General features: G+C 38.0%; 25 protein-coding genes and 1 riboswitch. Of the genes, 15 read left to right on the top strand and 10 right to left on the bottom strand.

The annotated features are described in order from the left end of the window. Positions 1–436: 436 nt before the first annotated feature. Both glnA and NY607_RS04745 read left to right on the top strand, forming a co-directional pair. Entirely contained in the window at positions 437–1,771 is a 1,335-nt protein-coding gene (gene glnA, locus NY607_RS04750) for a type I glutamate--ammonia ligase (RefSeq protein ID WP_237899834.1), read from the top strand. Positions 1,772–1,856: 85 nt separating this feature from the next. Further along, a complete protein-coding gene (locus tag NY607_RS04745; RefSeq protein ID WP_048391275.1) occupies positions 1,857–2,051 on the top strand; it encodes a hypothetical protein in 195 nt (64 codons plus the stop codon). A 34-nt stretch (positions 2,052–2,085) separates the two neighbouring features. On the opposite strand, the gene NY607_RS04740 is transcribed toward NY607_RS04745, so the two are convergent. After that, entirely contained in the window at positions 2,086–2,469 is a 384-nt protein-coding gene (locus NY607_RS04740; RefSeq protein WP_131519543.1) for an NUDIX hydrolase, read from the bottom strand. A 257-nt stretch (positions 2,470–2,726) separates the two neighbouring features. On the opposite strand from NY607_RS04740, the gene NY607_RS04735 reads away from it, so the two are divergent. Both NY607_RS04735 and NY607_RS04730 read left to right on the top strand, forming a co-directional pair. Then, positions 2,727–3,590 (top strand): AraC family transcriptional regulator, encoded by an 864-nt coding sequence (locus NY607_RS04735; RefSeq protein ID WP_237899836.1) that lies wholly within the window; start codon positions 2,727–2,729, stop codon positions 3,588–3,590. A gap of 168 nt (positions 3,591–3,758) precedes the next feature. Continuing rightward, positions 3,759–4,262: a pyridoxamine 5'-phosphate oxidase family protein gene (locus NY607_RS04730; RefSeq protein WP_227744821.1), complete on the top strand. Its 504-nt coding sequence runs from the start codon at positions 3,759–3,761 to the stop codon at positions 4,260–4,262. Between the two features lie 50 nt (positions 4,263–4,312). Here the strand turns inward: NY607_RS04730 and NY607_RS04725 are convergent, their stop codons facing one another. Beyond that, positions 4,313–4,819 (bottom strand): GNAT family N-acetyltransferase, encoded by a 507-nt coding sequence (locus NY607_RS04725; RefSeq protein WP_259419242.1) that lies wholly within the window; start codon positions 4,817–4,819, stop codon positions 4,313–4,315. A 133-nt stretch (positions 4,820–4,952) separates the two neighbouring features. Here NY607_RS04725 and NY607_RS04720 point away from each other — a divergent pair, with 133 nt between their 5' ends. Next, entirely contained in the window at positions 4,953–5,723 is a 771-nt protein-coding gene (locus NY607_RS04720; protein WP_237899838.1) for a GNAT family N-acetyltransferase, read from the top strand. A gap of 40 nt (positions 5,724–5,763) precedes the next feature. Here NY607_RS04720 and NY607_RS04715 read toward each other — a convergent pair whose 3' ends face one another. Then, positions 5,764–6,027: a Parvovirus coat protein VP1-like protein gene (locus NY607_RS04715; RefSeq protein ID WP_081011051.1), complete on the bottom strand. Its 264-nt coding sequence runs from the start codon at positions 6,025–6,027 to the stop codon at positions 5,764–5,766. A 183-nt stretch (positions 6,028–6,210) separates the two neighbouring features. Between NY607_RS04715 and NY607_RS04710 the strand changes: the two genes are divergently transcribed. The 3 genes from NY607_RS04710 (at position 6,211) to NY607_RS04700 (ending at position 9,330) form a co-directional block, all read left to right on the top strand. Further along, complete coding sequence (locus tag NY607_RS04710; protein ID WP_259419241.1) at positions 6,211–7,260, top strand: DUF418 domain-containing protein; 1,050 nt, start codon at positions 6,211–6,213, stop codon at positions 7,258–7,260. A 136-nt stretch (positions 7,261–7,396) separates the two neighbouring features. Then, positions 7,397–8,053: a hypothetical protein gene (locus tag NY607_RS04705; RefSeq protein ID WP_112117579.1), complete on the top strand. Its 657-nt coding sequence runs from the start codon at positions 7,397–7,399 to the stop codon at positions 8,051–8,053. A 23-nt stretch (positions 8,054–8,076) separates the two neighbouring features. Next, positions 8,077–9,330, top strand: a complete 1,254-nt coding sequence (locus tag NY607_RS04700) for a glutathionylspermidine synthase family protein (RefSeq protein ID WP_259419240.1) — start codon at positions 8,077–8,079, stop codon at positions 9,328–9,330. Positions 9,331–9,853: 523 nt separating this feature from the next. Here the strand turns inward: NY607_RS04700 and NY607_RS04695 are convergent. Then, positions 9,854–10,327, bottom strand: a complete 474-nt coding sequence (locus NY607_RS04695; protein ID WP_131519560.1) for a YbaK/EbsC family protein — start codon at positions 10,325–10,327, stop codon at positions 9,854–9,856. A 204-nt stretch (positions 10,328–10,531) separates the two neighbouring features. On the opposite strand from NY607_RS04695, the gene NY607_RS04690 reads away from it, so the two are divergent. From NY607_RS04690 to NY607_RS04680, 3 genes are all read left to right on the top strand, one after another. Next, positions 10,532–11,674: a PstS family phosphate ABC transporter substrate-binding protein gene (locus tag NY607_RS04690; RefSeq protein ID WP_259419239.1), complete on the top strand. Its 1,143-nt coding sequence runs from the start codon at positions 10,532–10,534 to the stop codon at positions 11,672–11,674. A gap of 30 nt (positions 11,675–11,704) precedes the next feature. After that, positions 11,705–11,801, top strand: a riboswitch (guanidine-I (ykkC/yxkD leader). A 126-nt stretch (positions 11,802–11,927) separates the two neighbouring features. Beyond that, positions 11,928–12,269 (top strand): DMT family transporter, encoded by a 342-nt coding sequence (locus NY607_RS04685; protein WP_131519562.1) that lies wholly within the window; start codon positions 11,928–11,930, stop codon positions 12,267–12,269. Further along, positions 12,269–12,583 carry a DMT family transporter gene (locus NY607_RS04680; RefSeq protein WP_259419238.1) on the top strand — a complete coding sequence of 105 codons (315 nt, stop codon included), beginning with the start codon at positions 12,269–12,271 and terminating at the stop codon, positions 12,581–12,583. The genes NY607_RS04685 and NY607_RS04680 overlap by 1 nt, the downstream gene beginning before the upstream one ends. 42 nt (positions 12,584–12,625) lie before the next feature. On the opposite strand, the gene NY607_RS04675 is transcribed toward NY607_RS04680, so the two are convergent. The 4 genes from NY607_RS04675 to NY607_RS04660 all read right to left on the bottom strand — a co-directional run bounded on the left by NY607_RS04675 (position 12,626) and on the right by NY607_RS04660 (position 16,431). Beyond that, a complete protein-coding gene (locus tag NY607_RS04675) occupies positions 12,626–13,510 on the bottom strand; it encodes a glycine betaine ABC transporter substrate-binding protein (RefSeq protein WP_131519564.1) in 885 nt (294 codons plus the stop codon). An 80-nt stretch (positions 13,511–13,590) separates the two neighbouring features. Beyond that, positions 13,591–14,445 carry an ABC transporter permease gene (locus tag NY607_RS04670; RefSeq protein WP_016991840.1) on the bottom strand — a complete coding sequence of 285 codons (855 nt, stop codon included), beginning with the start codon at positions 14,443–14,445 and terminating at the stop codon, positions 13,591–13,593. Next, entirely contained in the window at positions 14,438–15,637 is a 1,200-nt protein-coding gene (locus NY607_RS04665) for a quaternary amine ABC transporter ATP-binding protein (protein ID WP_004232299.1), read from the bottom strand. The genes NY607_RS04670 and NY607_RS04665 overlap by 8 nt, the downstream gene beginning before the upstream one ends. A 158-nt stretch (positions 15,638–15,795) precedes the next feature. Further along, positions 15,796–16,431 carry a GntR family transcriptional regulator gene (locus NY607_RS04660; protein WP_131519565.1) on the bottom strand — a complete coding sequence of 212 codons (636 nt, stop codon included), beginning with the start codon at positions 16,429–16,431 and terminating at the stop codon, positions 15,796–15,798. A 269-nt stretch (positions 16,432–16,700) separates the two neighbouring features. Between NY607_RS04660 and NY607_RS04655 the strand changes: the two genes are divergently transcribed. The 4 genes from NY607_RS04655 to NY607_RS04640 are packed head-to-tail and all read left to right on the top strand — an operon-like array spanning position 16,701 to position 20,219. Further along, positions 16,701–17,429 carry a GTP cyclohydrolase II gene (locus NY607_RS04655; RefSeq protein ID WP_259419237.1) on the top strand — a complete coding sequence of 243 codons (729 nt, stop codon included), beginning with the start codon at positions 16,701–16,703 and terminating at the stop codon, positions 17,427–17,429. A gap of 15 nt (positions 17,430–17,444) precedes the next feature. After that, positions 17,445–18,557 carry a bifunctional diaminohydroxyphosphoribosylaminopyrimidine deaminase/5-amino-6-(5-phosphoribosylamino)uracil reductase RibD gene (ribD, locus tag NY607_RS04650; protein WP_259419236.1) on the top strand — a complete coding sequence of 371 codons (1,113 nt, stop codon included), beginning with the start codon at positions 17,445–17,447 and terminating at the stop codon, positions 18,555–18,557. Further along, positions 18,554–19,639 carry an FAD-dependent monooxygenase gene (locus NY607_RS04645; protein WP_131519568.1) on the top strand — a complete coding sequence of 362 codons (1,086 nt, stop codon included), beginning with the start codon at positions 18,554–18,556 and terminating at the stop codon, positions 19,637–19,639. The genes ribD and NY607_RS04645 overlap by 4 nt, the downstream gene beginning before the upstream one ends. Before the next feature lie 16 nt (positions 19,640–19,655). After that, positions 19,656–20,219 (top strand): 5' nucleotidase, NT5C type, encoded by a 564-nt coding sequence (locus NY607_RS04640; RefSeq protein ID WP_131519569.1) that lies wholly within the window; start codon positions 19,656–19,658, stop codon positions 20,217–20,219. Positions 20,220–20,262: 43 nt separating this feature from the next. On the opposite strand, the gene solA is transcribed toward NY607_RS04640, so the two are convergent. Together solA and NY607_RS04630 are read right to left on the bottom strand one after the other, a co-directional pair. Next, on the bottom strand, positions 20,263–21,378 hold the full coding sequence (gene solA / locus NY607_RS04635) for an N-methyl-L-tryptophan oxidase (protein ID WP_259419235.1): 1,116 nt from the start codon (positions 21,376–21,378) through the stop codon (positions 20,263–20,265). A 127-nt stretch (positions 21,379–21,505) separates the two neighbouring features. Next, complete coding sequence (locus NY607_RS04630) at positions 21,506–22,858, bottom strand: uracil-xanthine permease family protein (RefSeq protein WP_259419234.1); 1,353 nt, start codon at positions 22,856–22,858, stop codon at positions 21,506–21,508. Between the last annotated feature and the right edge of the window lie 27 nt (positions 22,859–22,885).

The raw sequence follows: 22,885 nt of genomic DNA, 5'->3' as shown, positions 1-22,885 counted from the left end.
TCGCATTATACAAGGCTTTTGTGATATAAAGTAAAACTTAATCAATAGGATTTTTGACATCTTGGTTCTTGGATAGGGTTCACGGGTTATCTTTTTAACGATGTTCTTGATATATCTCCATTTGATGCATGTAGAAGTAGTGAATGCTTCGTCTCGTCATGATATAGGCTGTTTATTTTTAGAATGACGAAGAATTTTTATAAGACTAAAGGCCTTTTGTAGAAAGTGGTAGTTTTGCCCTTTTTTAAAGATGAAAGATCTCGCTATTTGAGATGGAAATAGGGTAAGAAAAATTAATCTAAAATAAGGATTAATATATTCGATAAAAGGCATGTCATAAAACCTTACATACACATTGCTTATTCTTCAAAAATAATGTATTTTTAGAACAGTTATAAAAAACGTGTTAATAAAAATTACATTGGAGTGGTGAAGAATGAAACATTATACCAAAGAAGATATTATACGCCGAGTGAAGGAAGAAAATGTGAAATTTATTCGCCTACAATTTACAGATATTTTAGGGACAATCAAAAATGTGGAAGTTCCTGTCAGTCAATTAGGAAAAGCGCTTGATAATAAAGTGATGTTTGACGGCTCTTCAATCGAGGGTTTTGTGCGTATTGAAGAATCAGATATGTATTTAAAGCCTGATATCAATACCTTCGTGATTTTTCCTTGGACTGCTGAAAAGGGGAAAGTAGCTCGCTTTATATGTGATATTGCAAGACCAGATGGTACACCGTTTGAAGGAGATCCACGCGCCAATTTAAAGCGCGTATTGAAGGAAATGGAGGAGCTGGGCTTTACGTCGTTTAATTTAGGGCCAGAGCCTGAATTTTTCCTATTCAAGTTGGATGAAAAGGGGCATCCGACACTGGAATTAAATGATAGTGGAGGCTATTTTGATTTAGCGCCAACTGATTTGGGAGAGAACTGTCGTCGTGATATTGTTTTAGAGCTAGAGGGAATGGGCTTTGAAATTGAAGCATCTCATCATGAAGTAGCACCAGGCCAGCATGAAATCGACTTTAAGTATGCGAGTGCTATTGAGGCATGTGACAATATCCAAACATTTAAACTGGTGGTAAAAACCATTGCTGCACAGCATGGTCTCCACGCAACATTTATGCCAAAGCCACTATTTGGGGTCAATGGCTCAGGAATGCATTTTAATCTCTCCTTATTTGAAGGTGACAAAAATGCCTTCTATGATGAACATGCAGACTTGCAATTAAGCGCAACCGCACGTAGCTTTATGGCAGGAATTATGAAGCATGTGCATGGCTTTACGGCTATCACGAATCCACTTGTCAATTCCTATAAACGATTAGTACCTGGCTATGAAGCCCCTTGCTATGTAGCATGGTCTGCTCAAAACCGTTCACCATTAATTCGCATTCCAGCAGCACGTGGGCTATCTACACGAATTGAATTGCGCTCAGTTGATCCAGCAGCAAACCCTTATTTAGCAATGGCTGTAATTCTAGCATCAGGGCTGGATGGCATACGAAAAGATTTAACACCACCAGCCGCGGTAGACCGTAATATTTATAAAATGACAGCAGCAGATCGGGAGTTGAACGGGATTGATAGTTTACCATCCTCATTAGAATTTGCGCTGATTGAATTAGAGATGGATGCCATTGTTCGTGATGCATTGGGAGACCATATTTATGATAAATTTACAGCTGCCAAAGAAATTGAATGGAATAAATATCGCACACGTGTCCATAACTGGGAGCGTGAGGAATATTTAACGATGTACTAAAGGTGTTGGGGCTTTTTTAGCTCCAACTTTTTTGTGTGACATGAACTTCTTTTTGCTCTATCATAAGATTAAAGGAGTGTGGACAATGACACAGATAACTCAAGTTGTGACAATTCAAAACAATGATATTGTGCAATTTGAACTTGATATTAACCGTGCTTTAGTAGATTTAAAAGGCTTTTTCATACTTGATATCAAATACAATACGCTCTTTATTGGAGAGCAGACGGTCATCCATTCTGCTTTAATTATTTATCAGCAAAACAATTACACTATTTAACAAGAGGGGTCATGTCGATGAGACGTGACTTTTTTTATTTAAATAACGATAAGAGAAATACCCGATCTTCTGGAAATGTTAGGGGTAAAAGTGCTACTTCCTCTTTAGATTTCCATGCTATGTCATATATTAATTCATCGGGATCATGTATCATCATTTGTCCACCTGTTAAGATGGTTTGAAAATAGCGAACTTCCACTACTTCATTGTACTTATAATAAATTTCCTTAATAATATCTACTGTATAGCCTGTTTCTTCATAAACTTCTCGTATACAGCAAGTCTTAAAATCTTCCGTGGCCTCTTTTCCACCTGATGGCACAGTCCAAGTTTTCTCTTCATCAACAGTTCCTTGTAAAACCATTAATAACTGATTACTTTCATTCAAACAAATAGCAGCAGCACCTAACCATTTCATCGCAAAGTCCCCCTATATCTTCTCTTATACCGTTTTACCATTTAATAGAAACTCTTGTAAATATATTTTAGAAATATTTTGGATGTTTTTTGATTTCTACTACAATGGAATTTTAGGGAAAAATAGTGAGTGGGATAAGAAATTAAAAGTGGGGAGCTAGTCAAAAAATGCTTTCCATTTAACCTGTCCGAAGTTAGCATAAAAAGACAGGTTATGCAGCAATATCTATTTTAAGATGGAATCAAGGAGTGAGAGCAATGAGTTGGATTGAGTCGATACAAAAGGCCATTAATTATATGGAAGAACATTTATTAGAGGATATTACGATTGAACAGATTGCACAGGAGGTTAATTCATCTGTCTTTCATTTTCAGCGAACCTTTGCCATTTTGACAGATATGTCTATTGCAGATTATCTACGGCGAAGAAGATTAACGTTAGCTGCACAAGAATTGCTGGGTACTGAACAAAAAATAATCGATCTCGCCTACAAATACGGCTATGAAACTCCTGAAGCCTTTACTAAAGCGTTTCGAAAACAGCACCATGTAACGCCTAGTGAAGCAAGAAAGAAGCAAGGACCATTACAATCATATAATCGCCTGGTCATACAGGTAAGCTTGAAGGGAGCAGAACCAATGAAATATAAAATTATTGAAAAAGACAAGTTTCAAATTGTGGGTGTAAAAAGAACATACAACTGTCAAAATGGAGAGAATACTACGGAAATACCTCTATTTTGGCAAGAGGTAAACCAAAGTGGCTTTGATCACCAGCTATACCAATTAAATAATGGCACTGTCAATGGTGTATTAGGTGTTTGTGTACCTAATACTGAACAGGGACAAAAGGGCTTCATTGATTATTGGATTGCTACTGATCATGTAGGAGAGGTAGGAGAAGATCTCTTAACAATGGAAGTACCTGCATCCAAATGGGTTGTCTTTGAAGTACATGGACCTATGCCTGATGCAATGCAAAATACGTGGAAACAAATTTATTCAGAGTGGTTCCCATCCAACCCATATGAACCAGCAGGAACAGCGGAATTGGAGGTTTATCCTGAAGAGGATGCTTATCGCCCTGATTCGTATTCAGAAATTTGGATTCCAATTAAATAACAAGAAAGCCGAGGATGCTATACTAGTGCATCCTTGGCTTTTATTATTCTACTGAAAAAATTTACCCTTTTTTTAATTTTGTTAAAGATGTAAAATATATATATGTTTGGAATAAACGGTTTAACGACGTTTATTAATCGTTACATAATTTCATGAGGGGGTTAAGAAATGATGAGAGGTACGATTCAAAACAAACGTGTGGAAATTTCACAAGAGGACGCACAGCAATACTTAAAGTTGGGAAAAGTTGCGCATGTTGCAACAGTTGATGAGGAAGGTTTTCCTTATGTTATTCCGTTTGTCTATGTATATGAAGGGGAGGACAAACTATACTTGCATATTGGTAATCTTCGAGAAAGTCACTTTTGGTCAAATATCAAACATAATCCTAAAATTTGTATAGAAGTTTGCGATATGGGTGATTTACATCCAGGCAAAAAATACGCGTGTCAATCCGCACTAGTTTATCAAAGTGTTGTTTTGTTTGGACATATCGCAAGAATTGAAGAGGAAACGAAAAAAGAGTGGTTCTTTGATGCGTTACTGGAGAAGTATGGCAATCCCGAATGGACATTTGAAAGAGAAGGCTATCCAATTATGCCCAAAATTGAACTATTTGAAGTAAAAATAGAAAAGCTGACAGGGAAAATTAATCACGGCATGTATCACTAATTAAAAAGGCTAAGTATTGGTTGAATTCTGCCATGCTTAGCCTTTTCTCATTAAGATTTTGTTAAAGTGTAAAGTTGTAGAGTATCTTCAGTATTATGCTTCTCTTGGTAAATGAAGTTCAATTTTTTTAAAACCTTGATTGAATTGATATTGGCAGCGTCAACTTCTGCCACAATTGTTTCCATTTGTAAGTGCTTAAAGGCATAATCAATTAAAGCAGTTATAGCTTCTGTTGCATAGCCTTTTCCCCAATATTCCTTGCTCAAATCATAGCCAATCTCGGTTAGAGCATTGTCATAATCAATCATATTAAAGCCACATGAGCCAATGATATGTTTGGATGCCTTTTCAAAAATAGAGAAGCGGATTGCCTTATGTTGCTTAGTTAATTGTTCTAGAAGTTCAATCATTTCCAAGGCCTGCTCTTCTTGTGTAAACTGGGTAATATTCATATACTTGGTTACATCAGGATCAGACCAAATAGCTAATAAACTTTTAGCATCAGCTTTCCTCATTTTTCGTAACCGTAATCTTTCCGTGTCGATATGGTCAATCAATACTTTTACCTCCAAAATTATAATGATGTTGGATGAAAAATATTGCTATCTGCGCATAAGTCAGTCCCTTCATATGGATTTAAGTTTATTATAATAGAAATGATATATACTGCAAAATACTGGAGGAAATAGCATGATAAAAGTCTCGGAAGAGCAATATCCTATCATTAAACAATTTATTTCAAGAGCCCCGACATTTGTTTATAGTATACTAGATCGAATGATAGAAGGAGCTGTCTATTCCGATACAGTTGCTTTTCGAACATTATTATTCCACACGAAATCAGGGATATACTATGTATATGGCGATGAAAGTAAGACTTCGATTGATCATCAGCTAGCCTATTGTTTGCAACAGGCTGTAGAACAACAGAAACGGTTTACCTTATTTTCTTATTCAGAACAGTGGAATACTAAAATCGAACAATTGTTAAATAAACAGCTGAGAAAGCTAGAACGCTATACATTTACATTTGATGAAAATATTTATAATCATCGAGAGAAGCGTGGGGAAGGTGACTACGAAGTCAGATCTATTACTGAACCCCTGATTAAAAATTCACTGGAATTTGATCAGACATATTATGAGGAATATTGGGATTCTATCTCTAATTATCTCAAGAATGGTTTTGGCTTTTGTTTCGTACACAAAGAACAAATCATTAGTGAAGCCGTCTCTATTTTTAAATCAAATGAGTATGCAGAAATTGATATTATGACAGATTCAAATTTCAGAGGACAAGGATTAGCAAGTAGCATTGCTGAAACATTTATAGATCATTGTCTTGTCAACCAGCTAAAGCCTTGTTGGGATTGTGATATTTCGAATACAGGATCCATTCACCTAGGCACAAAGCTTGGTTTTACGACACCACAAAAATATGCTATCTATACAAAAAGCTAGCCCACGTGGTTATTAAAAACATCGTGAGCTTTATCTGCTTTTAAAAGAAACGATTGCGTAACTCAAAAACTCGATAGAACAGTCTAGCGTCTCTAGCCATTTTATTTGGTGCATTCATATGGGGGCGGAGGCATTGTTGAAACAATTCATCACAGTATTTTGTGCTACCGTGGCGTTCATAGCATTCATCATGCAGTTTACAGCAAGCATCCACTGCATTTGTAGGTGTACCTGGTCCTGAGCAGCCGGGACCACAGTATCGGTAGCCAGGATAACAAAAACCGAGCTTGCGATTTCTATTCATCTCCTAAACCTCTCTTTTCGATGTTTTTACTATAAAATATGTAATATTTCATCGTAGAAGAGGATAAAAAACTATAAGACTATTCTTTTTGATTTGTAAGGTTCCTGTAAGCTTAAAAATAATTAGTTGTAAGGATAGGGAGTTATGCTAGCTATAGCATAAAAGATAAGGAGCTTTTTCAACATGAATCCATCCGTTACACAAAAAGAACGAATCATTTCCTTAGATATTATACGGGGATTAGCATTATTTGGTATTTTATTTATTAATGTAGGTGCTTATCAGCTCATAATAGAAGGTGCACCAATGCCTGATATGAGTGGAATGAATGGGGTTATTGATTCACTTATTAATATTTTTATAGAAAAGAAATTTTTCTCTATCTTTTCATTCCTATTTGGGGTTGGCTTTTATATTTTTGCTACACGTGCAGAAGCGCGGGGGGATAGACCGAGAATGCGCTTTGCAAGACGCTTATTTGCTTTATTGGTTATAGGTATTATTCATATTTTTATATTTTGGGGCTCTATCCTAGCCATTTACGCAGTGATTGGTTTTTTATTGCTACCATTTTACTCTGCGAAGGTTTCAACGATTTCTAAATGGTTGTTTACGATTATCGCACTGCATATTCTGGCACTATTAGGACAAATGTATATGCCGTCTAATGCGCTTTCGTCAGCTATATTTGGCTTTTTAGGCAATGATGCCGTAGCCATCTTTATTATGTTTTTAAGTGGATTTTTAGTAGCAAAAGCTGATTGGATTGGGCATATTGGAGCGCATAGTCAAAAAATAAAACGGTTGCTTTATAGTACTTTCCCATTCTTTATTGGATTCTCATTATGGATTTGGTTTGGCTCACAAGCAGATGACCAACAGCTTCAATCTATCATTGGCTTAGGGGTTGTTCCAACAACCTATTTTTATCTAAGTTGTTTGTTTATTCTATTAGAACATAAAACAATAGCGAAGCTACTACAGCCAATTGGACGTGTGGGGCAAATGGCCTTTACAAACTATTTAGCGCAAAGCTTTATTGGAACAGCCATTATTTTATTAATGGGGCTAGAAGTAGTTTCACCATCAGATATTGTAGTGATAGCGAGTATTACGTTTATCATTCAAATAATTTTTAGCGTGATTTGGTTTAAGTTCTTTACAATAGGACCATTTGAAAAATTATGGCGATATATGACTTATGGAAAAAAAGTCGTGTCCAAACAATCATAAAATACTGTAAATCCCAAACAATCCTACTGTTTGGGATTTTTTCTGCTAAAATAAATTGTATGTTTTTGTAAAAAATGAAACCTAAAATAGGAGATAATCGTAAACTAGGTACCAGAAATAAAGGAGCGTTTATAATATGGCTAAGCAAATAAAAAAATATATGGCTGTGACAACGGCATCTTTGATGGCTGTACAGCTTGCAGCATGTGGAAATAGTGAAACTCAAACAGCAGAAGAATACCCTTTAACTACTTCTAATCAGATAACTGAAGATCAAAATCAAGCAAATACAAGTGATGAAATAGAAAGTGTTTACAATAGTGAAATGGCTGATGCCTGTGATGAATGGCAAGAAGGTGATGATGGTTCCTTTGAATGTATCGATGAAAATTCACCTTACTATGCCCAGCATTTCTTTAATGGTTTGATGTATGCAACGGCTGGAGCCATGATAGGAAGTGCGATATATAAAAGTCGCAATTTAAAAAATGGTACAGATCGAGATGAGCAAAGCAATGGTGGCGGCTCAGCAGTGCCACGATCGTCATCAAGCGCTAAGGATGAAAGTAAACATACAAATGGTATAACAAACAGTACGCAAAATAAGGCTAGTTCAACTTCAGGTAGCTCAACTTCAAGTGGATCAAATTCTTATTCGAGTGGACAACGCACCTATTCGACGGATAGTTCATCTAAGAGTTCCAATTCCTACTCCAATAGCTCTTCCTCAAGCACAGGAAAATCGGGCTTTGGTTCTGGTGGGGCATCTCGTGGCGGCTCGTCCTCCTCGTAAGGTTAGGATAGGGAGTGAAGAACATGATGAATCACACACAGCAACGACAAGCATTTTACTCAAAATTCCCTGACTTCTTTCCTGACTTTGAGGATTTAGAGTACGCATTATATGATGTTTTAGAATTGCCAAAGCAACAAATTGATCAACTTCATTATGCAACACAAATGCTTTGGCGCATCTTTTTAAAAGTCGGGAAACAATTTAAACATTTATCGGTCGATCAGCTCTTAGCCTTAGGTATTCGACCGGAAATGATCCCATATATTCAATTAGATTATTTACAGCAGCAATCAATTCTGGCACGATTTGATTTTATTTGTACAGAGGAGGGCTACATTAAATGTTTAGAGTTAAATGGAGAAACCCCTTTTCTTGTACAAGAAACCTTCAAGATGAATGAAGCACTATGTCAGCATTTTAGCTTTAAAAATCCCAATGATGTAACAGCCTTACAAAAAGCATTGTCGGGCGCTCTTTTTGATGCCATTCAATATTTACATCATGTCAAAAAGCCAAAGATTGTCATCACAGGAAAAACAGCAAAAGAGGACTACGAAGAGTATTGCCAGGTACAGTTTATCAAGTCCTGTATTCCTTTTACCATTGAGTATGTACCTATTCAAGAACTTATCATCTTTTCTAAGGACACGTCTGAGGTAGCACAAGGTCTATATACACCTACAATGGAGAAAATTGATATTTTATTTAGACCTGCACATCCTGTAGAGTTTTTAATAGATGATGTGGCAGCAGATGGTGATCGCATTGGCTTGCATCTTTTAGAGCTTGTCAAAAAACGAAAGCTAGCAATTATTAATCCACCTGCTGCCTATGTATTACAATCGAAAATCTTATTATGGTTAATATGGGAGCGGAGAAATGATCCATTGCTCTTTACTTCCGAGGAACGAGCAGCTATTTTGCAATATATGCTTCCTACATACCTTACAGCAGAACCATTTATTCGAGATGATGTACCCTATGTCAAGAAGCCTGTTTATTCTCGTGAGGGAAATACAGTAGAAATTTATGCAGGAAGTGGGCGGAGAGTAAATGCTTCCACATCCAAACACTATGATGATAATTTGTTTATTTACCAACAGTATGTGGAGATGCCTAGCAGAACAGTGCAGTTAAAAGAAGGATATCACGCTAAGAAGTGGCTAATTGGCTCATTTGTTGCTGATAATTGTGCATGTGGTTTAAGCTGTCGGGTAGGCAATCAAATTACAGAATGGGATTCACATTGGTTAGCCGTTGGTTACAAGGAATAGCAAATCTATAGTGCTGAAAAACAAAACCACCCACAAAATTTTTTTAGAAGGTGAAAATGGATTGCCGTTGCAGGCTACTTGCTTTCCTGTGGGCGAGCGCCGAACCGCTTCCTTCGCTCCGCTCCGTGCAGGGTTTCGCCTGACTCGCTATCCACGGGAGTCAATTAGCCTTCCACTCCAACCTACAAAAGTGTTATCTTTTTAGCAAAGGTTTTCAAATAAAGTGAAGGTGTTCACTTCTTGTCACTCATCACTTCTCCACATTGAAAATAAGAGCTTATCCCCTCTATGAATACAGATAATGGGCGATTTTATTACTATGCTACTATTAAAAAAGTAAAGACACTTTGCAGAATGGTTGATTGGAGAGGAGCGGCTCATTGGACGCCCCCTGGAAAGGACGCTGACGGAACGGAAATCAACCCTTACCTTGCCAAAAGGTATTATTTCTCCTAGCGATATTATCTTTTTTCAACAACATGAATTGGCGAGACTTTTAAAAGTCTCGCCAATCGTTTGGTCCTTATTCATTCCAGCCTTTACAGACATCAATCCATTCTTTATAGGGAGCATATGTTTCAAGTTCTGAAATGGTTACCTCAATGGCTGAATTACTACTACCGCACGCTGGAAATACTGTAGTAAAACGTTTTAAAGATTCATCTAAATAAATGGCTACGCCCTCGTTCACACCAAAAGGACATACACCCCCGACATCATGGCCGATCATCGTCTCCACATCATCTTTGGATAACATCTTTGCCTTCGTACCAAATACGGCTTTATATTTTGCATTATCGATTTTTGCATCACCAGCAGCCACAATTAAGATCGCTCCATCATTTATAAGAAAAGATAAAGATTTTGCTATGCGCTCTGGCTCACAGCCAAGCGCCTGTGCTGCTAATTCAACTGTTGCGGAGCTTTCTTCTAATTCTTGTATTTTGTGTTCTACGTGCCATTGTGCTAAATGGCGACGTACTTTTTCAATTGCCATATGTACATCCTCCTACTTGTATTTTGAGATTTTCGTAAAGATTCCTTTTCTATAGTTGATATACCACCTTCATACAAAAAGCATTCATTAAAATCAAGACAAAATTAATTTTACCATAATTTTCAGAATATATAGTTGTGAATGCTTTAACTTTCGGGTACCATTGGTGTAAGGAGTGTAAAATTACACTAGGGAGGTCTTTGTATGCTTAAGTTTATACAAATAGTATCGATACTAATTGGTTTGTCCGTTGTGACATTAATGGTTGCATTCATTATCACATTAAGTGGTGGGCTGCATTTAATTAATTTGGTCTTTACTATACCCGTTTGTTTATTTATCTGGATTGTTTGTAGCATGTTTAAATGGACCAACACAAAAAAACGAAGGGGCTTGCTATTTGGTGTCATGGGAATCGCCCTGTTGATTGCAGCCATTAAACCGATTCAACATTATTATAAAATGAGTATTCCCACTGTTGATGCGGAAATTGATGTAACAGTCTATCAGCCATTTGTCCCTGACAATGAAGTAGTGAAAAATAAAGCTTCCTTACAATTGACAGAGTCATTACCGCGATTAGATGGAGCAACAGCCATGTACCCTTTATATGCGGCTTTTGTGGAGGCTACGTATCCCAAAGGGGAATATCCTCCATATAATAGTAGAGTTCAAGTAAGCCGTACACCAGAGGCCTATCAAAATTTAATAGCTGGAGATGTTGATTTAATTTTTGTGGCAGCCCCGTCCACCTCACAAGAATGGCAGGCAGAAAAGGAAGGACTTACATTTGATATGACGCCAATTGGTCGAGAGGCATTTGTCTTTTTTGTGCACCGTAAAAATAAAATCGATAATTTAACACTTGAGCAGGTCAAAAAAATATATGCTGGAGAAATAACTAATTGGCGTGAAGTGGGTGGGGAGGATGAGGCCATTCGTGCTTTTCAACGCCCAGCAGATAGTGGAAGCAAAACGACACTAGAAAAGCTGATGGGCAATACGCCAATCATGGAGGCACCCACTGAAGATGTTGCATCAGGGATGGGCGGAATCATTCGGGAAGTGTCGCAATATCGAAATTATAAAAATGCCTTGGGCTTTACGTTTAGATATTATTCTACAGAGATGGTTGGTAACAAAAAGATCAAATTACTATCCATTGACGGAGTAGCACCAACAAAAGAGAATATTCAAAATGGTACATATCCTTTAGTGTCTGAATTTTATGCCATCACAGCAGGAACGGAAAATCAAAATGTACAGAAACTGATTGATTGGATACTTTCTGAGGAAGGGCAGGCAATGGTAGAAAAGGTCGGCTACGTACCAGTGGAAAATCATTGAATAGTTTGCTATACTAAGAGTAATAATCGAATAAAAGTTTTCTAGGGTTCCGTAGCGCTTGCTAGTCTGGTCCGAGAGAAAACCACAAATTGATTTTGTGACACGGAAGGATAAAAGCCTGGGAGATACTGTTTAAAGACAGTTTCTTCAGGCTTTTTTTGTTTGGCTAAAATCGAGTCATTTGGCGAATGCTGAAAAAGTAGTTGGATCATCCAATTAGTCGGCCGTGTCTTATAAAATGGAGGGATTTATGATGAATAAACAATGGATCAGCGTCATTATAGCGGCTTGCTTTGAAGTTGGCTGGGTCATTGGGTTAAAGCATGCAACAAGTGTACTGGAATGGATTGGTACAGCAATTGCCATTTTTATTAGTTTTTATTTGCTCATTAAAGCAGGTGAGCATCTACCAGTTGGGACCGTCTATGCAATCTTTGTCGGATTAGGGACAGCTGGTACTGTATGTGCGGATAGCTTGCTATTTGGAGAGCCGTGGAAATTAGCAAAAATCGTATGTATTGTTGTGTTACTTGCAGGAGTTGTAGGCTTAAAGCTTGTAACGGGAGAGCCTAAGGAACAAGAGGTGAGTGAATAATGGCATGGATGGCATTAGTTGTTGCAGGGTTATGTGAGATGATGGGTGTATATATGATTAGTAAATATAATAAGGCGAAGAGTATGAAAAATTTAGGACTGTTGATTGGTGCATTCACCTTAAGTTTTGCAGGCCTTGCCTATGTGATGGAAACATTACCGATGGGTACTGCCTATGCGATCTGGACAGGGATTGGTGCAGCTGGGGGAGCACTGCTAGGTATGCTGTTTTTTAATGAATCTAAGGACTGGCGACGCATTGTTTGTATTGTCCTTGTATTAGGAGCAGCAATCATGTTGAAATTGCTATCATAATTAAACAGGCACTCCTCTTATGCAGGAGTGCCTGTTTTTATATTATTTTTTTACGTCTTTTGTCCATTCAGCCACTTTATCTGGATTAGCATCAACCCATTCTTTCGCAGCGTCTTTTGGATCTTTACCATCCATTACTTCTAACATAACACTTTCTAAATCTTCTGCTGTCCAGTGGAAGTTATCGAGTACTGAATATACATCTGGTAAATCTTCTTTTAAGCCTTTACGTACGAATGTATTAATCGTTTCTTCTCCACCATATACACCCTTTGGATCTTCTAAGTATTTAAGATCATATTTCGCAAATTTCCAGTGTGGTGACCAGCCTGTGACAATAATCTCTTCCTTATCTTTCAGTGCTTTTGATAATGCAGTTGTCATCGCACCAGAAGAAGAAGTAATAAAGTTCCAATCTGCTAAATTATCATATTCTTCTAATGCTTTTTCTGTAGCAGCAGTAATGCCCGCACCTGGCTCAATACCAGTGATTGTATGATCTGCTTCATTAGATAAATCTTCAATAGAATTGACATCCATATAGCTTGGTACAACTAAACCGATTTTTGCACCAGCAAGGTTTTCACCTAGCTCATCTAAATCAGCTTTATATTTTTCATATTGTGATGCATGTGTATGTGGTAGCCAAGCAGCAACCATTCCATCAGCCTCTCCTTTCGAGACAGCCTCCCACATGATCGCATTATCCAAAGGAGTTAATGTTACATCATAACCTAATTCTTCGAGTACCTGCCCAACAACATTTGTTGAGGCAATTTCTGTATCCCACTCAACATAGGCTAGGTTTACCTCCTTAGAATCACTGTTTTTTCCAGAACTTGAGCCAGAGTCGCCTCCACTACATGCAGCAAGCATGAAGCCTAGACCTAGAGCCATTCCTAACTTTGATAGTGTTTTCAGTTTCATCGAATCTCCCTTTCTCTTCATCATTTTGTATCAAACTGCCGACATCCATCGGAGGATGGTAGCTAGAAAGATGATATTTTTTATAATGCTTTCTTTTTATTAAAGCTTTGTGTTAAACGGTCAATAATAATCGCGAAAATAACTAAACCTAAACCTGCAACGAAGCCATTCCCAACTTGGGTACGTTGTAGAGCTGTTAATACTTCACGTCCTAGACCAGGAGCCCCGATCATAGAGGCAATAACTACCATAGAAAGTGACAGCATAACGGTTTGGTTAATCCCTGCCATAATGGTTGATTTAGCAAGGGGAATTTCTACTTTAAATAATTTTTGGCTAGCTGTACTACCATAGGAGTCTGCAGCTTCCACTAATTCTTTTGGTACTTGACGAATACCGAGGTTTGTCATACGTACAGTTGGGGGTAAAGCAAAGATAACGGATGCAAAGACACCAGGTACAATACCAATGCCAAAAAAGGCAACAGCTGGAATTAAATAGACAAAGCCAGGCATTGTTTGCATGAAATCTAGTATTGGTTTAATAATGTTTTCAGCTACCGTTGATTTTGACATTAAGATACCTAGTGGAATACCGATGATGATGGATATAATACTGGAAAAGATCACAAGCGTGGTTGTTTCCATAAGATGAGTCCATAATCCTTGGTTATAAATAAACAACAAGCCGATTAATGAGAATGCAGCAAGCCCTAACTTTTTGCCTGAAACGAAGAAGGCAAATATCACGACAAGAAGTATAAGAATAATGGCTGGGATACTAATTAATAAATCAGTGACCTGATTCATGAGTAGTTTTCCGAATTGCTGAATAGAGTTAAAGAACGCTGAAAAATTACTCGTCAACCAGTCCATAGCTGATTCTACCCACGGAGCTAGTGGTAATGTTGGAATATTATCTAAAAAGTTATTCATGTGCTTCGGCCTCCTCATCGCTAGTTGACAGTGCTTGGATGACAACGCCCCTAATTAGTACACCAAGCAAGCGACCATCTTTCACAACGGCAATAGGAGTAGGAGAATTATAAATCATCCCTAAAATATCCTGTAGTAGCATATCTGGTGGAACTGTTAACACTTCCGATTGCACAATAGAATGGACGGTTTGCTCTTGCTTCTTCGCTGCAGCCAGTGCATCGTCTGCAGTGATATAGCCTTTTAAATGTCTATTTTTATCAACAGCCATTAATAAACTAACAGCCTCTTGACGCATACGCTTTAATGCCACTTTAGGGCCATCTAGGTCTGTATTGACATAAACTGGACGTACCATGACATTTTCAGCTGTCAATACTTTAGAACGATCCACATCTTCCACGAATGTCTTGACATAATCATTTGCTGGGTTGGTTAATATTTCTTCTCCCGTACCAATTTGAATGATAGAGCCATCCTTCATAATGGCAATGCGATCTCCAATGCGTAATGCTTCATTTAAATCATGTGTGATAAATAAAATTGTTTTTTTCAATGTTTGTTGTAGATCGAGTAGCTCATCTTGCATTTCCTTGCGAATCAATGGATCAAGTGCTGAAAATGCTTCATCCATTAGTAATATTTCAGGATCATTAGCAAGGGCTCGTGCTAAACCAACACGCTGCTGCATACCACCTGATAACTGATTTGGATACTGGTCTTTATAAGCGAGTAATCCGGCATTTTCTAAAGCCTGTTCAGCTTTCGCTTGCCGTTCTTCTTTTGAAATACCTCGAATTTCAAGGCCATATTCGGTATTTTGAAGTAATGTACGATGGGGGAATAAACCGAAGTTTTGGAAAACCATGCTCATTTTGTTTCTTCGTACAGACCGTAGACTTTCTTTTCCCATAGTAGAAATATTTTCTCCATCGATATATATATTTCCGCTCGTTGGTTCAATTAGGCGGTTTAAAAGCCGTATAAGCGTGGATTTGCCACTTCCTGACAATCCCATAATAACGAAGATTTCTCCTTCGTTGACAGTAAAGCTTGCATCGTATACACCAACAGTTGCACCTGTTTCTTTTAAGATATCAGTCTTACTTTTTTGTTGCTTGACGAGTTCTAGTGCTTGGGGAATATGTTTGCCAAACACTTTTGATACGTGTTCTATTTTAATTTTTTCCATAGAAGCACTCCTTTCGTAGATTATTACTATGTGAGGATAATGATACCCAAAAATAAACAAGTAACAACCTTACTGTAACAAAGGGTTGTTACTTTTGTCAAATCGACAAATAAGAAAAAATCCGTTTAAACGCTGTTATATCAGCGCTTAAACGGATTTTAATTTGGGTATAAAAAGCTTTGAACTCTAGCGAAACTTTCATCATTTCCAACAAAATAAATTATGTCCCCTTCTTCAAATGAGACATAAGGACCAGGGGATAATAATAATTCATTGCCACGTCGAATACCAACGATGGTACTAGAAGTATTTTGCCAAAAGTTTAAAGCTTGTACAGTTTGATGGATGCATGGACTCTCAGCTGTCATTTCTAATTGATAGGGAATGAACGGATTGACTGATCGGTAATGCTCTGTGCGGCTAATTAGTTGCTTTGCCTTGTCTTGTAAATTAATCAATTCATGATGTTGCTTTTGAATACTTGTCAAAAGCTCATTTTGTATTTCATGAATCGATTGTACATCATGAAACTGTCTGACGAATTGAGCCGCTTTTTCATACGATTTTATAATTACGCCGCTACCTTTTGAAGCTTCAACAATTTCTAAGTCTTGCAAAACGGCAATTGCTCTTCTTGCAGTCTCAGCAGAAACATTATATTGACTGGCAAGAGAGGATCTTGCATATATTTTATCGCCAATGCTGTATTTTCTTTCAACAATCTTGGAGGCGAGATCAATGGCTATTTGTTGATATTTTGGTTGCTTTAGTTGAACATTTTTTTCTAAGTTCATGTTAAACTTCCTTTCGTCATTACAGTACCACAGCTTATTATAGACTAGCCTGCACAGAAAAAATAGCATCTCCATAAGCTAGTAGTATATGATGAAAAAGTAATAATAAAATTATCATCTCTAATAATTATAATGAAAGAGTAATAGCTGTCGATTGACACTTTTTAGTTATTATTATAAACTAAGTTACGTTATGTAAGTAATGTGAAAATACAAGTGTTCAGTTGGTGAATTTAGCCAACTATTTCTATAGAAGGTTGGAGATTAATATGACAATTACAACTAAAGTGATGGACTTAGTAAAAGATAAAATGACATTAATAAAGCATACAAATACAGAGAATATTTGCCTAGTTGGACCAGTGAAATTACCTGTAAAACAAGGCGATTTTTCTGCAACTTTTCAGTGGTATAACTGGCTTAAAATTGATGCGAATTTAACTAAAGAAGAAATCATTGATGGATTAGCCGCTGCTAATTTAGCATTTTTACAACAATCCTCTGTGCTTGTATATGGTGATTTTACCCATTCAGAAGAGGCTTTAATCCGAATGCATAGTATTTGTCACACAGGCGACATATTTGGCAGCCAGCGTTGTGATTGTGGCTACCAGTTGCACGAGTCTATGAAAATGATTGTTGAGCATGGTTGTGGTGCTATATTTTATTTAGCTGATCATGAAGGTCGTGGAATTGGACTATTCTCTAAATCTCTTGCTTATTTATTGCAAGAGGAAGGGCTCGATACAGTTGAAGCAAACCATGCACTTGGCTTCCCAGATGATACACGATCTTATGACGAAGCACTTGCGGTATTAGCGACACTGCGTACCAAACCTGTAACACTCATTACAAATAATCCGAAGAAATTGGCTGCATTACAGGCTCGTGGCATGGCTGCGGAAGGGCATGTTCCTTTATGGGGCGGTTTGACAGAGACGAATCGTTTTTATTTAGAAACGAAAGTTGAAAAATCTGGACATATACGTGAAAAGTAATAGGTGGAGGTTGCGATGATGAATATAGATGAAAAGTATATGCAACTGGCTTTGGATTTAGCAGCTAGTGCTAAAGGAAATACGAACCCTAATCCACTTGTTGGGGCTGTAATCGTGAAGAACGGTGTGATTGTAGGCACAGGTTTACACAGAAAAGCAGGGGAACCACATGCTGAAGTGCATGCTTTTCGAATGGCTGGAGAGCATGCACTGGGTGCTACGTTATATGTAACGTTAGAGCCTTGTTCACATTACGGTAAGACACCTCCTTGTGCCAATTTAGTGAAGGAATCTGGTGTCAGTCGAGTGGTAGTTGCTATGCAGGATCCAAATCCAGCTGTAGCAGGTCGTGGCATACAATTGCTACAAGATGCAGGAATAGTGGTGGAAGTAGGGGTTTTAGAGCAACAAGCGCGCCGTTTAAATGAGCGTTTTATTCATAATATGCTTACGCACCGTCCTTTTGTTATTTCAAAATTTGCTATGACTTTAGATGGGAAAATTGCTACGCATACAGGACATTCAAAATGGGTAACTGGAGAGGTTGCCCGTGAGGATGTTCACAATATTCGTCATGAAGTAGATGGAATTCTAGTTGGTGTGGGCACAGTCATTGCTGATAATCCTTCTTTAACAACAAGGCTTAAGGAAGGATATGGAAAAAATCCGACACGTATTATTATGGATAGTTCTCTACGTACACCTGACAATGCGAATGTCTTGAATACAGAGGATGCACCAACGATTCTTGTTTGTAGTGACGACGTAAGCCAAGAAAAGATTCATTTATTTACAGAAAAAGGTGTTACAGTTTTACCGGTACAAAAAAATGAATATGGATTACAGATTGATGAAATGCTTGAAAAGCTTTATATACATGGCATAACAGATATTTTGCTAGAAGGTGGAAGTAAAATGAATGCTTCCTTTTTACAGCAAGGTGCAATCGATAAATATGTAGTATATATAGCGCCTAAAGTTTTGGGTGGAAATCTATCGTTAACGCCGTTTGCTGGCTATAATCCCTCTCTCATGCATGAGGCATGGAATGTTGAGTTTGCTTCATTTGATAAAATAGGCGAGGATTTGCGTATTATTGCTTATCCAAAGCAGGTTGAAGCAAAATGAACTATCAAGCAGATGTCTGTATAGTAGGGGCAGGGCCTGCTGGTGCATTATTATCCTACCTACTTGCTAAAAATGGGCTGTCAGTGATTTTATTAGAGCAAAATGTAGCGCTTGGTCAGGCATTTCGTGGCGAGCATTTAAATGAGGAAGGGGAGGCTGTTTTAAAAAGCCACCATCTTTTCGAAGCAGTTGAGGCACTCGGTATATTACGAATGGAGAAGCTTGAGTATTATGCTGGTGGCAGAGCATTTAAAACAATTCTTCCAGATGAAGCCGTAGGACATTTAGGCATTCATGTACCACAGGCAAATTTATTAAAAGGAATTTTACAAAAAGCACAGCTGTTTCCTAACTTTACATGTCTGCTACATACAAAGGTTACAAAGCTGATTGCGGATGCTACTGGTCATTATAGGGGCGTTATGGCGATAAAAAACGGAGACTCTATAAAAATCGATAGTCAGTTAATTATCGGTGCGGATGGTCGTTATTCTACGATTCGTAAGCAAGCACATATAGATGTTCAGAAACAGAAGCATGGCTTTGATTTACTGTGGGCTAAAATTCCTGCACCAGCAGATTGGGAACCATCTATAAAAATGGCACTCATCGATAATAAGCAGCTGTCATTGTTTACACAAGTTGGTGGTTATCTTCAAATAGGCTGGAATATTGAGCAAGGTAGTTTCCCTCAGCTTCGAAAACTAGCATTTACACCCTTTATCCAGCAGCTTGTGGAGGCATTTCCAGCATTAACGAAGACAGTGCAGGCACAGATAACTTCCTGGCAGGATTTTGTTTTGCTTGATGTCTTTAGTAGCCATTGTAATAGTTGGGGGACAAAGGGCCTTGTCTTACTAGGAGACGCCGTTCACACAATGACACCAACAGGCGCGTTTGGGCTGAATAGTGCACTAAAAGATGCAGATTGTCTTGCATCATTGCTAAAAAAAGACACATTAGCACAATTTAACGTACAATATTTTCAACAAATGCGTGAGCAAGCCATTGAGGAAGTATTAGCAAAACAAATTGAAAAAGAGCAGACATTTGCTTCTAACTTTATAAATAAGGCTTCGTGAAAGGACGAACAACTAGATGAAGTTTGGCTTTGATATAGATGACACATTAATTGATTTACGAGCACATGCCTTTTCACTTTATAATAAAAAGCTTGGCAAAAAGGTTTCCTTTGAAACCTTTCAAGCAATACAACGAGTAGAAATTCATGAACCTTTTGGATTAACAAACGAGGAAGGTTCTGCCATGTGGAATAGCGTATTGGAAGAGATCTATTTTACGGATTGTCCATCTTTTGATGGTGCTTTAAAAGCCCTCCAAGCTTTAGCAGAGCAGGGACATGACATTTACTATATCACATCTCGTCCAAAACAATATTGTGGGCAAACAAAAGCTTGGATGGAAGCACAGGGCTTTCCAATAACAGACAGTCATTTTTTTTGTGGCATGCAAGATGCAGAAAAAGTAGCCATTATAAAAGAGCTGGCTTTAGATATTTATGTAGATGATAAACCAGCAGTACTTGAGACACTTCATGATGTGACAACTAAGGTAATCTTAAAGAATCAATCTTATAATCAGCATGTAAATCTTCCACGTTTATATGATTGGCAAGAGTTTCAAACGATGTTATCAAAATAAAGGATTGGTGCAACGACTAACCGTTGTACCAATCCTTTTTTTGCTAAAATCGACTAAGTTGAAAGGTAGATAAATCTTGTTTACTTTTGCCTTCTACAATTAAATCTGCAAGAGCTTCCCCAACGGCACTACTAAATTTAAAGCCATGACCAGAAAAACCTGCAGCAATCACAATATTCTGATGTTCAGGTAAAAAGTCGATAATGAAATCTTCATCTGGTGTCATCGAATACTTACATGTTTTTCCGTATTTAAGCGTTCCATGCTGAGGCATAAACTGATCAATAAAGTTTTGTAAGTCAACAGCATCAGATGCATCAAACGGACGTAGAGGATCGTTTGGATTAACCACATCACCACCATCGTGTCGTCCAAGCTTTAACCCCACTCCATTAATACTTGGAAAACCGTAGTAGGTTGAATCGGCAAATTCAAAGCAGTAGGCTGGGAAAACTTCATCACGATACAGCTGCTCATCTGCCTCAAACCATGCAAAGGTTTTCCGCGTTGGTGTGACGGGTATGCTCACGTCTACTGTTTGTAGTAACTCTGTTGCCCATGCACCCGCCGTTACTATTAATTGCTTTGCTTTATAGCTATTATGTATTGTTTGTACCTGTACAATATCACCAGCTTGGATAGCCAATACTTTTTCATTGGCTCGGAGGCTTGCCCCTGCCTCTAAGGCTAATTTTTTATAGGCTTGGATACATGCTTCAACACGAAGGACACCAGCTGTAGGTTCAAAGCAAGCAACTAAATTATTTGGCAAGTATAACCCTGGCCATTTGTTCATCGCTTCAGCAGGTGAATAGTGTTCAAGTGCTAAATTATAGAGCGCAGCACTAGCCTTCACATTTTGAATGAAGGCACATGTTGGCTCTCCAATATTAACTACACCAGTTTGTATAAATAAGCTTTCATTTGCTAAAGACTCTAGCTCTTGCCAAAGCTCGCCAGCTCTTTTTACAAAAGGTACATAGCTAGCTCCCTCACCATAAGCAAAGCGAATGATTCTTGTATCCCCATGATGACTACCTTCTTCATGTGGTGGCGTAAAGGCATCTAGCATAAGTACATTTTTTCCTTCCTTTGCTAAATAGTAACCAGCCGCCATCCCCATGGAGCCAGCACCAACTATTATGACATCATAGTCCATTCTAATCCCTACTTTTTTGCTCTAGTATAACAGATTTATAGGGAAGGAAACAGAAATTTTAGAAAATAAATAGACACAGCACCTACAATCCGAATGGACTAAAGATGCTGTGCGTTGTAGATAGCTACTATTTTGAGCGTGGTAAAATTTTATTAAGGACAATCGCTACGAGCGCAGCGGTTGCAATAGGCGAACCAAATAAATACTGCACGGTTGTAGGTAAGGAATACAGGAAATCGTCAGGCAATAATGTCAATGCTAACGTTAAAATAACAGGAATCGCGATGACATACATTTCCTTTTCGCCAATATGTTCATTTTTCATGACCTGTAAACCACTAATAGCTATTATGCCGCAGACGATCACAAATACACCACCAATAACAGCTGAAGGAATTGCTGAGATGAGTGCTGCTAGTTTACCAGAGAAGCCGAAGACGATAAACCAAATACCTGCTGCTATAAAGACACGACGGCTCGCAATCCCAGTGATAGAGATCACACCTGCATTAGTAGAATAACCAGTAACAGGAGTGGAGCCAAGTAAAGAAGCAATAAAGCAGCCAATTCCTTCACCAATCACACCACGGTTAATTTGTTTATTTGTTAAAGGTTGGTCGATGACATTGCTAATGGCAAACCATGTTCCTGTTGTTTCAGCCATTAAGACAATATATATAATGACCATGGTGATAATAGCAGAAAAATTAAAGCTAAAACTAAAATCTGCAAATGGAATTTGTGGCATGCTAAACCATTTAGCTTGCGATACAGGAGATAAATCTAAAACACCCATGATATTTGCTGCGATACTACCAGCAATTAAGGCGATGATGACAGAAGCAATTCGGAATAGACGTCCTTTTTGATGGAAGACTGTACCTAACATGACACAAATAATTAACACGAATGCTGAGATCAGGGCTAAATAAATGTTTTGATTTATGGATGCACCTGCTCCATTAAAAATATTATCACTTAAACCAACAGGCATTAAGGACAGTCCAACCACAAAGATAATCGTTCCACCAACAATTGGTGGAATAAATGTTTGGACAATTTTATTGAAGATACCTGTATAGCCTAAAATAATAACCAAAATGGCTCCAATTAAACTAGCACCTAGCACAGTACTCCAACCTAAATCTCCACTACCACTTGCTGCATAGATCCCAACAATGGCACCAAGTGGAACATAGGATGGACCTTGTGCCATCGGTAATTTCATACAAAAATGTGTTTGCACAATCGTCGCGACCCCAGCTGCAATAAAGGTTGATTGAATCAAGGCGCTTGCCTGACCAGTTTGTAGACCGATTAGCATGGCAATTAAAAAGGGCACCACATAAACATCCATAGCCATAACATGCTGTAAACCGAGTAGAGCAGACTGACCAAACGAAATTTTTTCATCTGGTAACACGGTTAATTGTGTTTGTTTTGTTGTTTGATTAGTTAGTTTTCTATGTTGTGTTTCCACGAAGTTGTACACCTCAAAATAATAGAT

It is taken from the genome of Lysinibacillus sp. A4, assembly GCF_024919535.1.
Lineage (GTDB): Bacteria > Bacillota > Bacilli > Bacillales_A > Planococcaceae > Lysinibacillus > Lysinibacillus capsici.
The sequence above is the reverse complement of the archived record's forward strand: the minus strand, read 5'-3'. Positions and strand labels throughout refer to the sequence as shown.

Coding starts and splice junctions, on each gene's coding strand:
- glnA (WP_237899834.1), top strand. CDS start 437: ATGAAACATTATACCAAAGAAGATATTATACGCCGAGTGAAGGAAGAA.
- NY607_RS04745 (WP_048391275.1), top strand. CDS start 1,857: ATGACACAGATAACTCAAGTTGTGACAATTCAAAACAATGATATTGTG.
- NY607_RS04740 (WP_131519543.1), bottom strand. CDS start 2,469: ATGAAATGGTTAGGTGCTGCTGCTATTTGTTTGAATGAAAGTAATCAG.
- NY607_RS04735 (WP_237899836.1), top strand. CDS start 2,727: ATGAGTTGGATTGAGTCGATACAAAAGGCCATTAATTATATGGAAGAA.
- NY607_RS04730 (WP_227744821.1), top strand. CDS start 3,759: ATGATGAGAGGTACGATTCAAAACAAACGTGTGGAAATTTCACAAGAG.
- NY607_RS04720 (WP_237899838.1), top strand. CDS start 4,953: ATGATAAAAGTCTCGGAAGAGCAATATCCTATCATTAAACAATTTATT.
- NY607_RS04715 (WP_081011051.1), bottom strand. CDS start 6,027: ATGAATAGAAATCGCAAGCTCGGTTTTTGTTATCCTGGCTACCGATAC.
- NY607_RS04710 (WP_259419241.1), top strand. CDS start 6,211: ATGAATCCATCCGTTACACAAAAAGAACGAATCATTTCCTTAGATATT.
- NY607_RS04705 (WP_112117579.1), top strand. CDS start 7,397: ATGGCTAAGCAAATAAAAAAATATATGGCTGTGACAACGGCATCTTTG.
- NY607_RS04700 (WP_259419240.1), top strand. CDS start 8,077: ATGATGAATCACACACAGCAACGACAAGCATTTTACTCAAAATTCCCT.
- NY607_RS04695 (WP_131519560.1), bottom strand. CDS start 10,327: ATGGCAATTGAAAAAGTACGTCGCCATTTAGCACAATGGCACGTAGAA.
- NY607_RS04690 (WP_259419239.1), top strand. CDS start 10,532: ATGCTTAAGTTTATACAAATAGTATCGATACTAATTGGTTTGTCCGTT.
- NY607_RS04685 (WP_131519562.1), top strand. CDS start 11,928: ATGAATAAACAATGGATCAGCGTCATTATAGCGGCTTGCTTTGAAGTT.
- NY607_RS04680 (WP_259419238.1), top strand. CDS start 12,269: ATGGCATGGATGGCATTAGTTGTTGCAGGGTTATGTGAGATGATGGGT.
- NY607_RS04675 (WP_131519564.1), bottom strand. CDS start 13,510: ATGAAACTGAAAACACTATCAAAGTTAGGAATGGCTCTAGGTCTAGGC.
- NY607_RS04670 (WP_016991840.1), bottom strand. CDS start 14,445: ATGAATAACTTTTTAGATAATATTCCAACATTACCACTAGCTCCGTGG.
- NY607_RS04665 (WP_004232299.1), bottom strand. CDS start 15,637: ATGGAAAAAATTAAAATAGAACACGTATCAAAAGTGTTTGGCAAACAT.
- NY607_RS04660 (WP_131519565.1), bottom strand. CDS start 16,431: ATGAACTTAGAAAAAAATGTTCAACTAAAGCAACCAAAATATCAACAA.
- NY607_RS04655 (WP_259419237.1), top strand. CDS start 16,701: ATGACAATTACAACTAAAGTGATGGACTTAGTAAAAGATAAAATGACA.
- ribD (WP_259419236.1), top strand. CDS start 17,445: ATGATGAATATAGATGAAAAGTATATGCAACTGGCTTTGGATTTAGCA.
- NY607_RS04645 (WP_131519568.1), top strand. CDS start 18,554: ATGAACTATCAAGCAGATGTCTGTATAGTAGGGGCAGGGCCTGCTGGT.
- NY607_RS04640 (WP_131519569.1), top strand. CDS start 19,656: ATGAAGTTTGGCTTTGATATAGATGACACATTAATTGATTTACGAGCA.
- solA (WP_259419235.1), bottom strand. CDS start 21,378: ATGGACTATGATGTCATAATAGTTGGTGCTGGCTCCATGGGGATGGCG.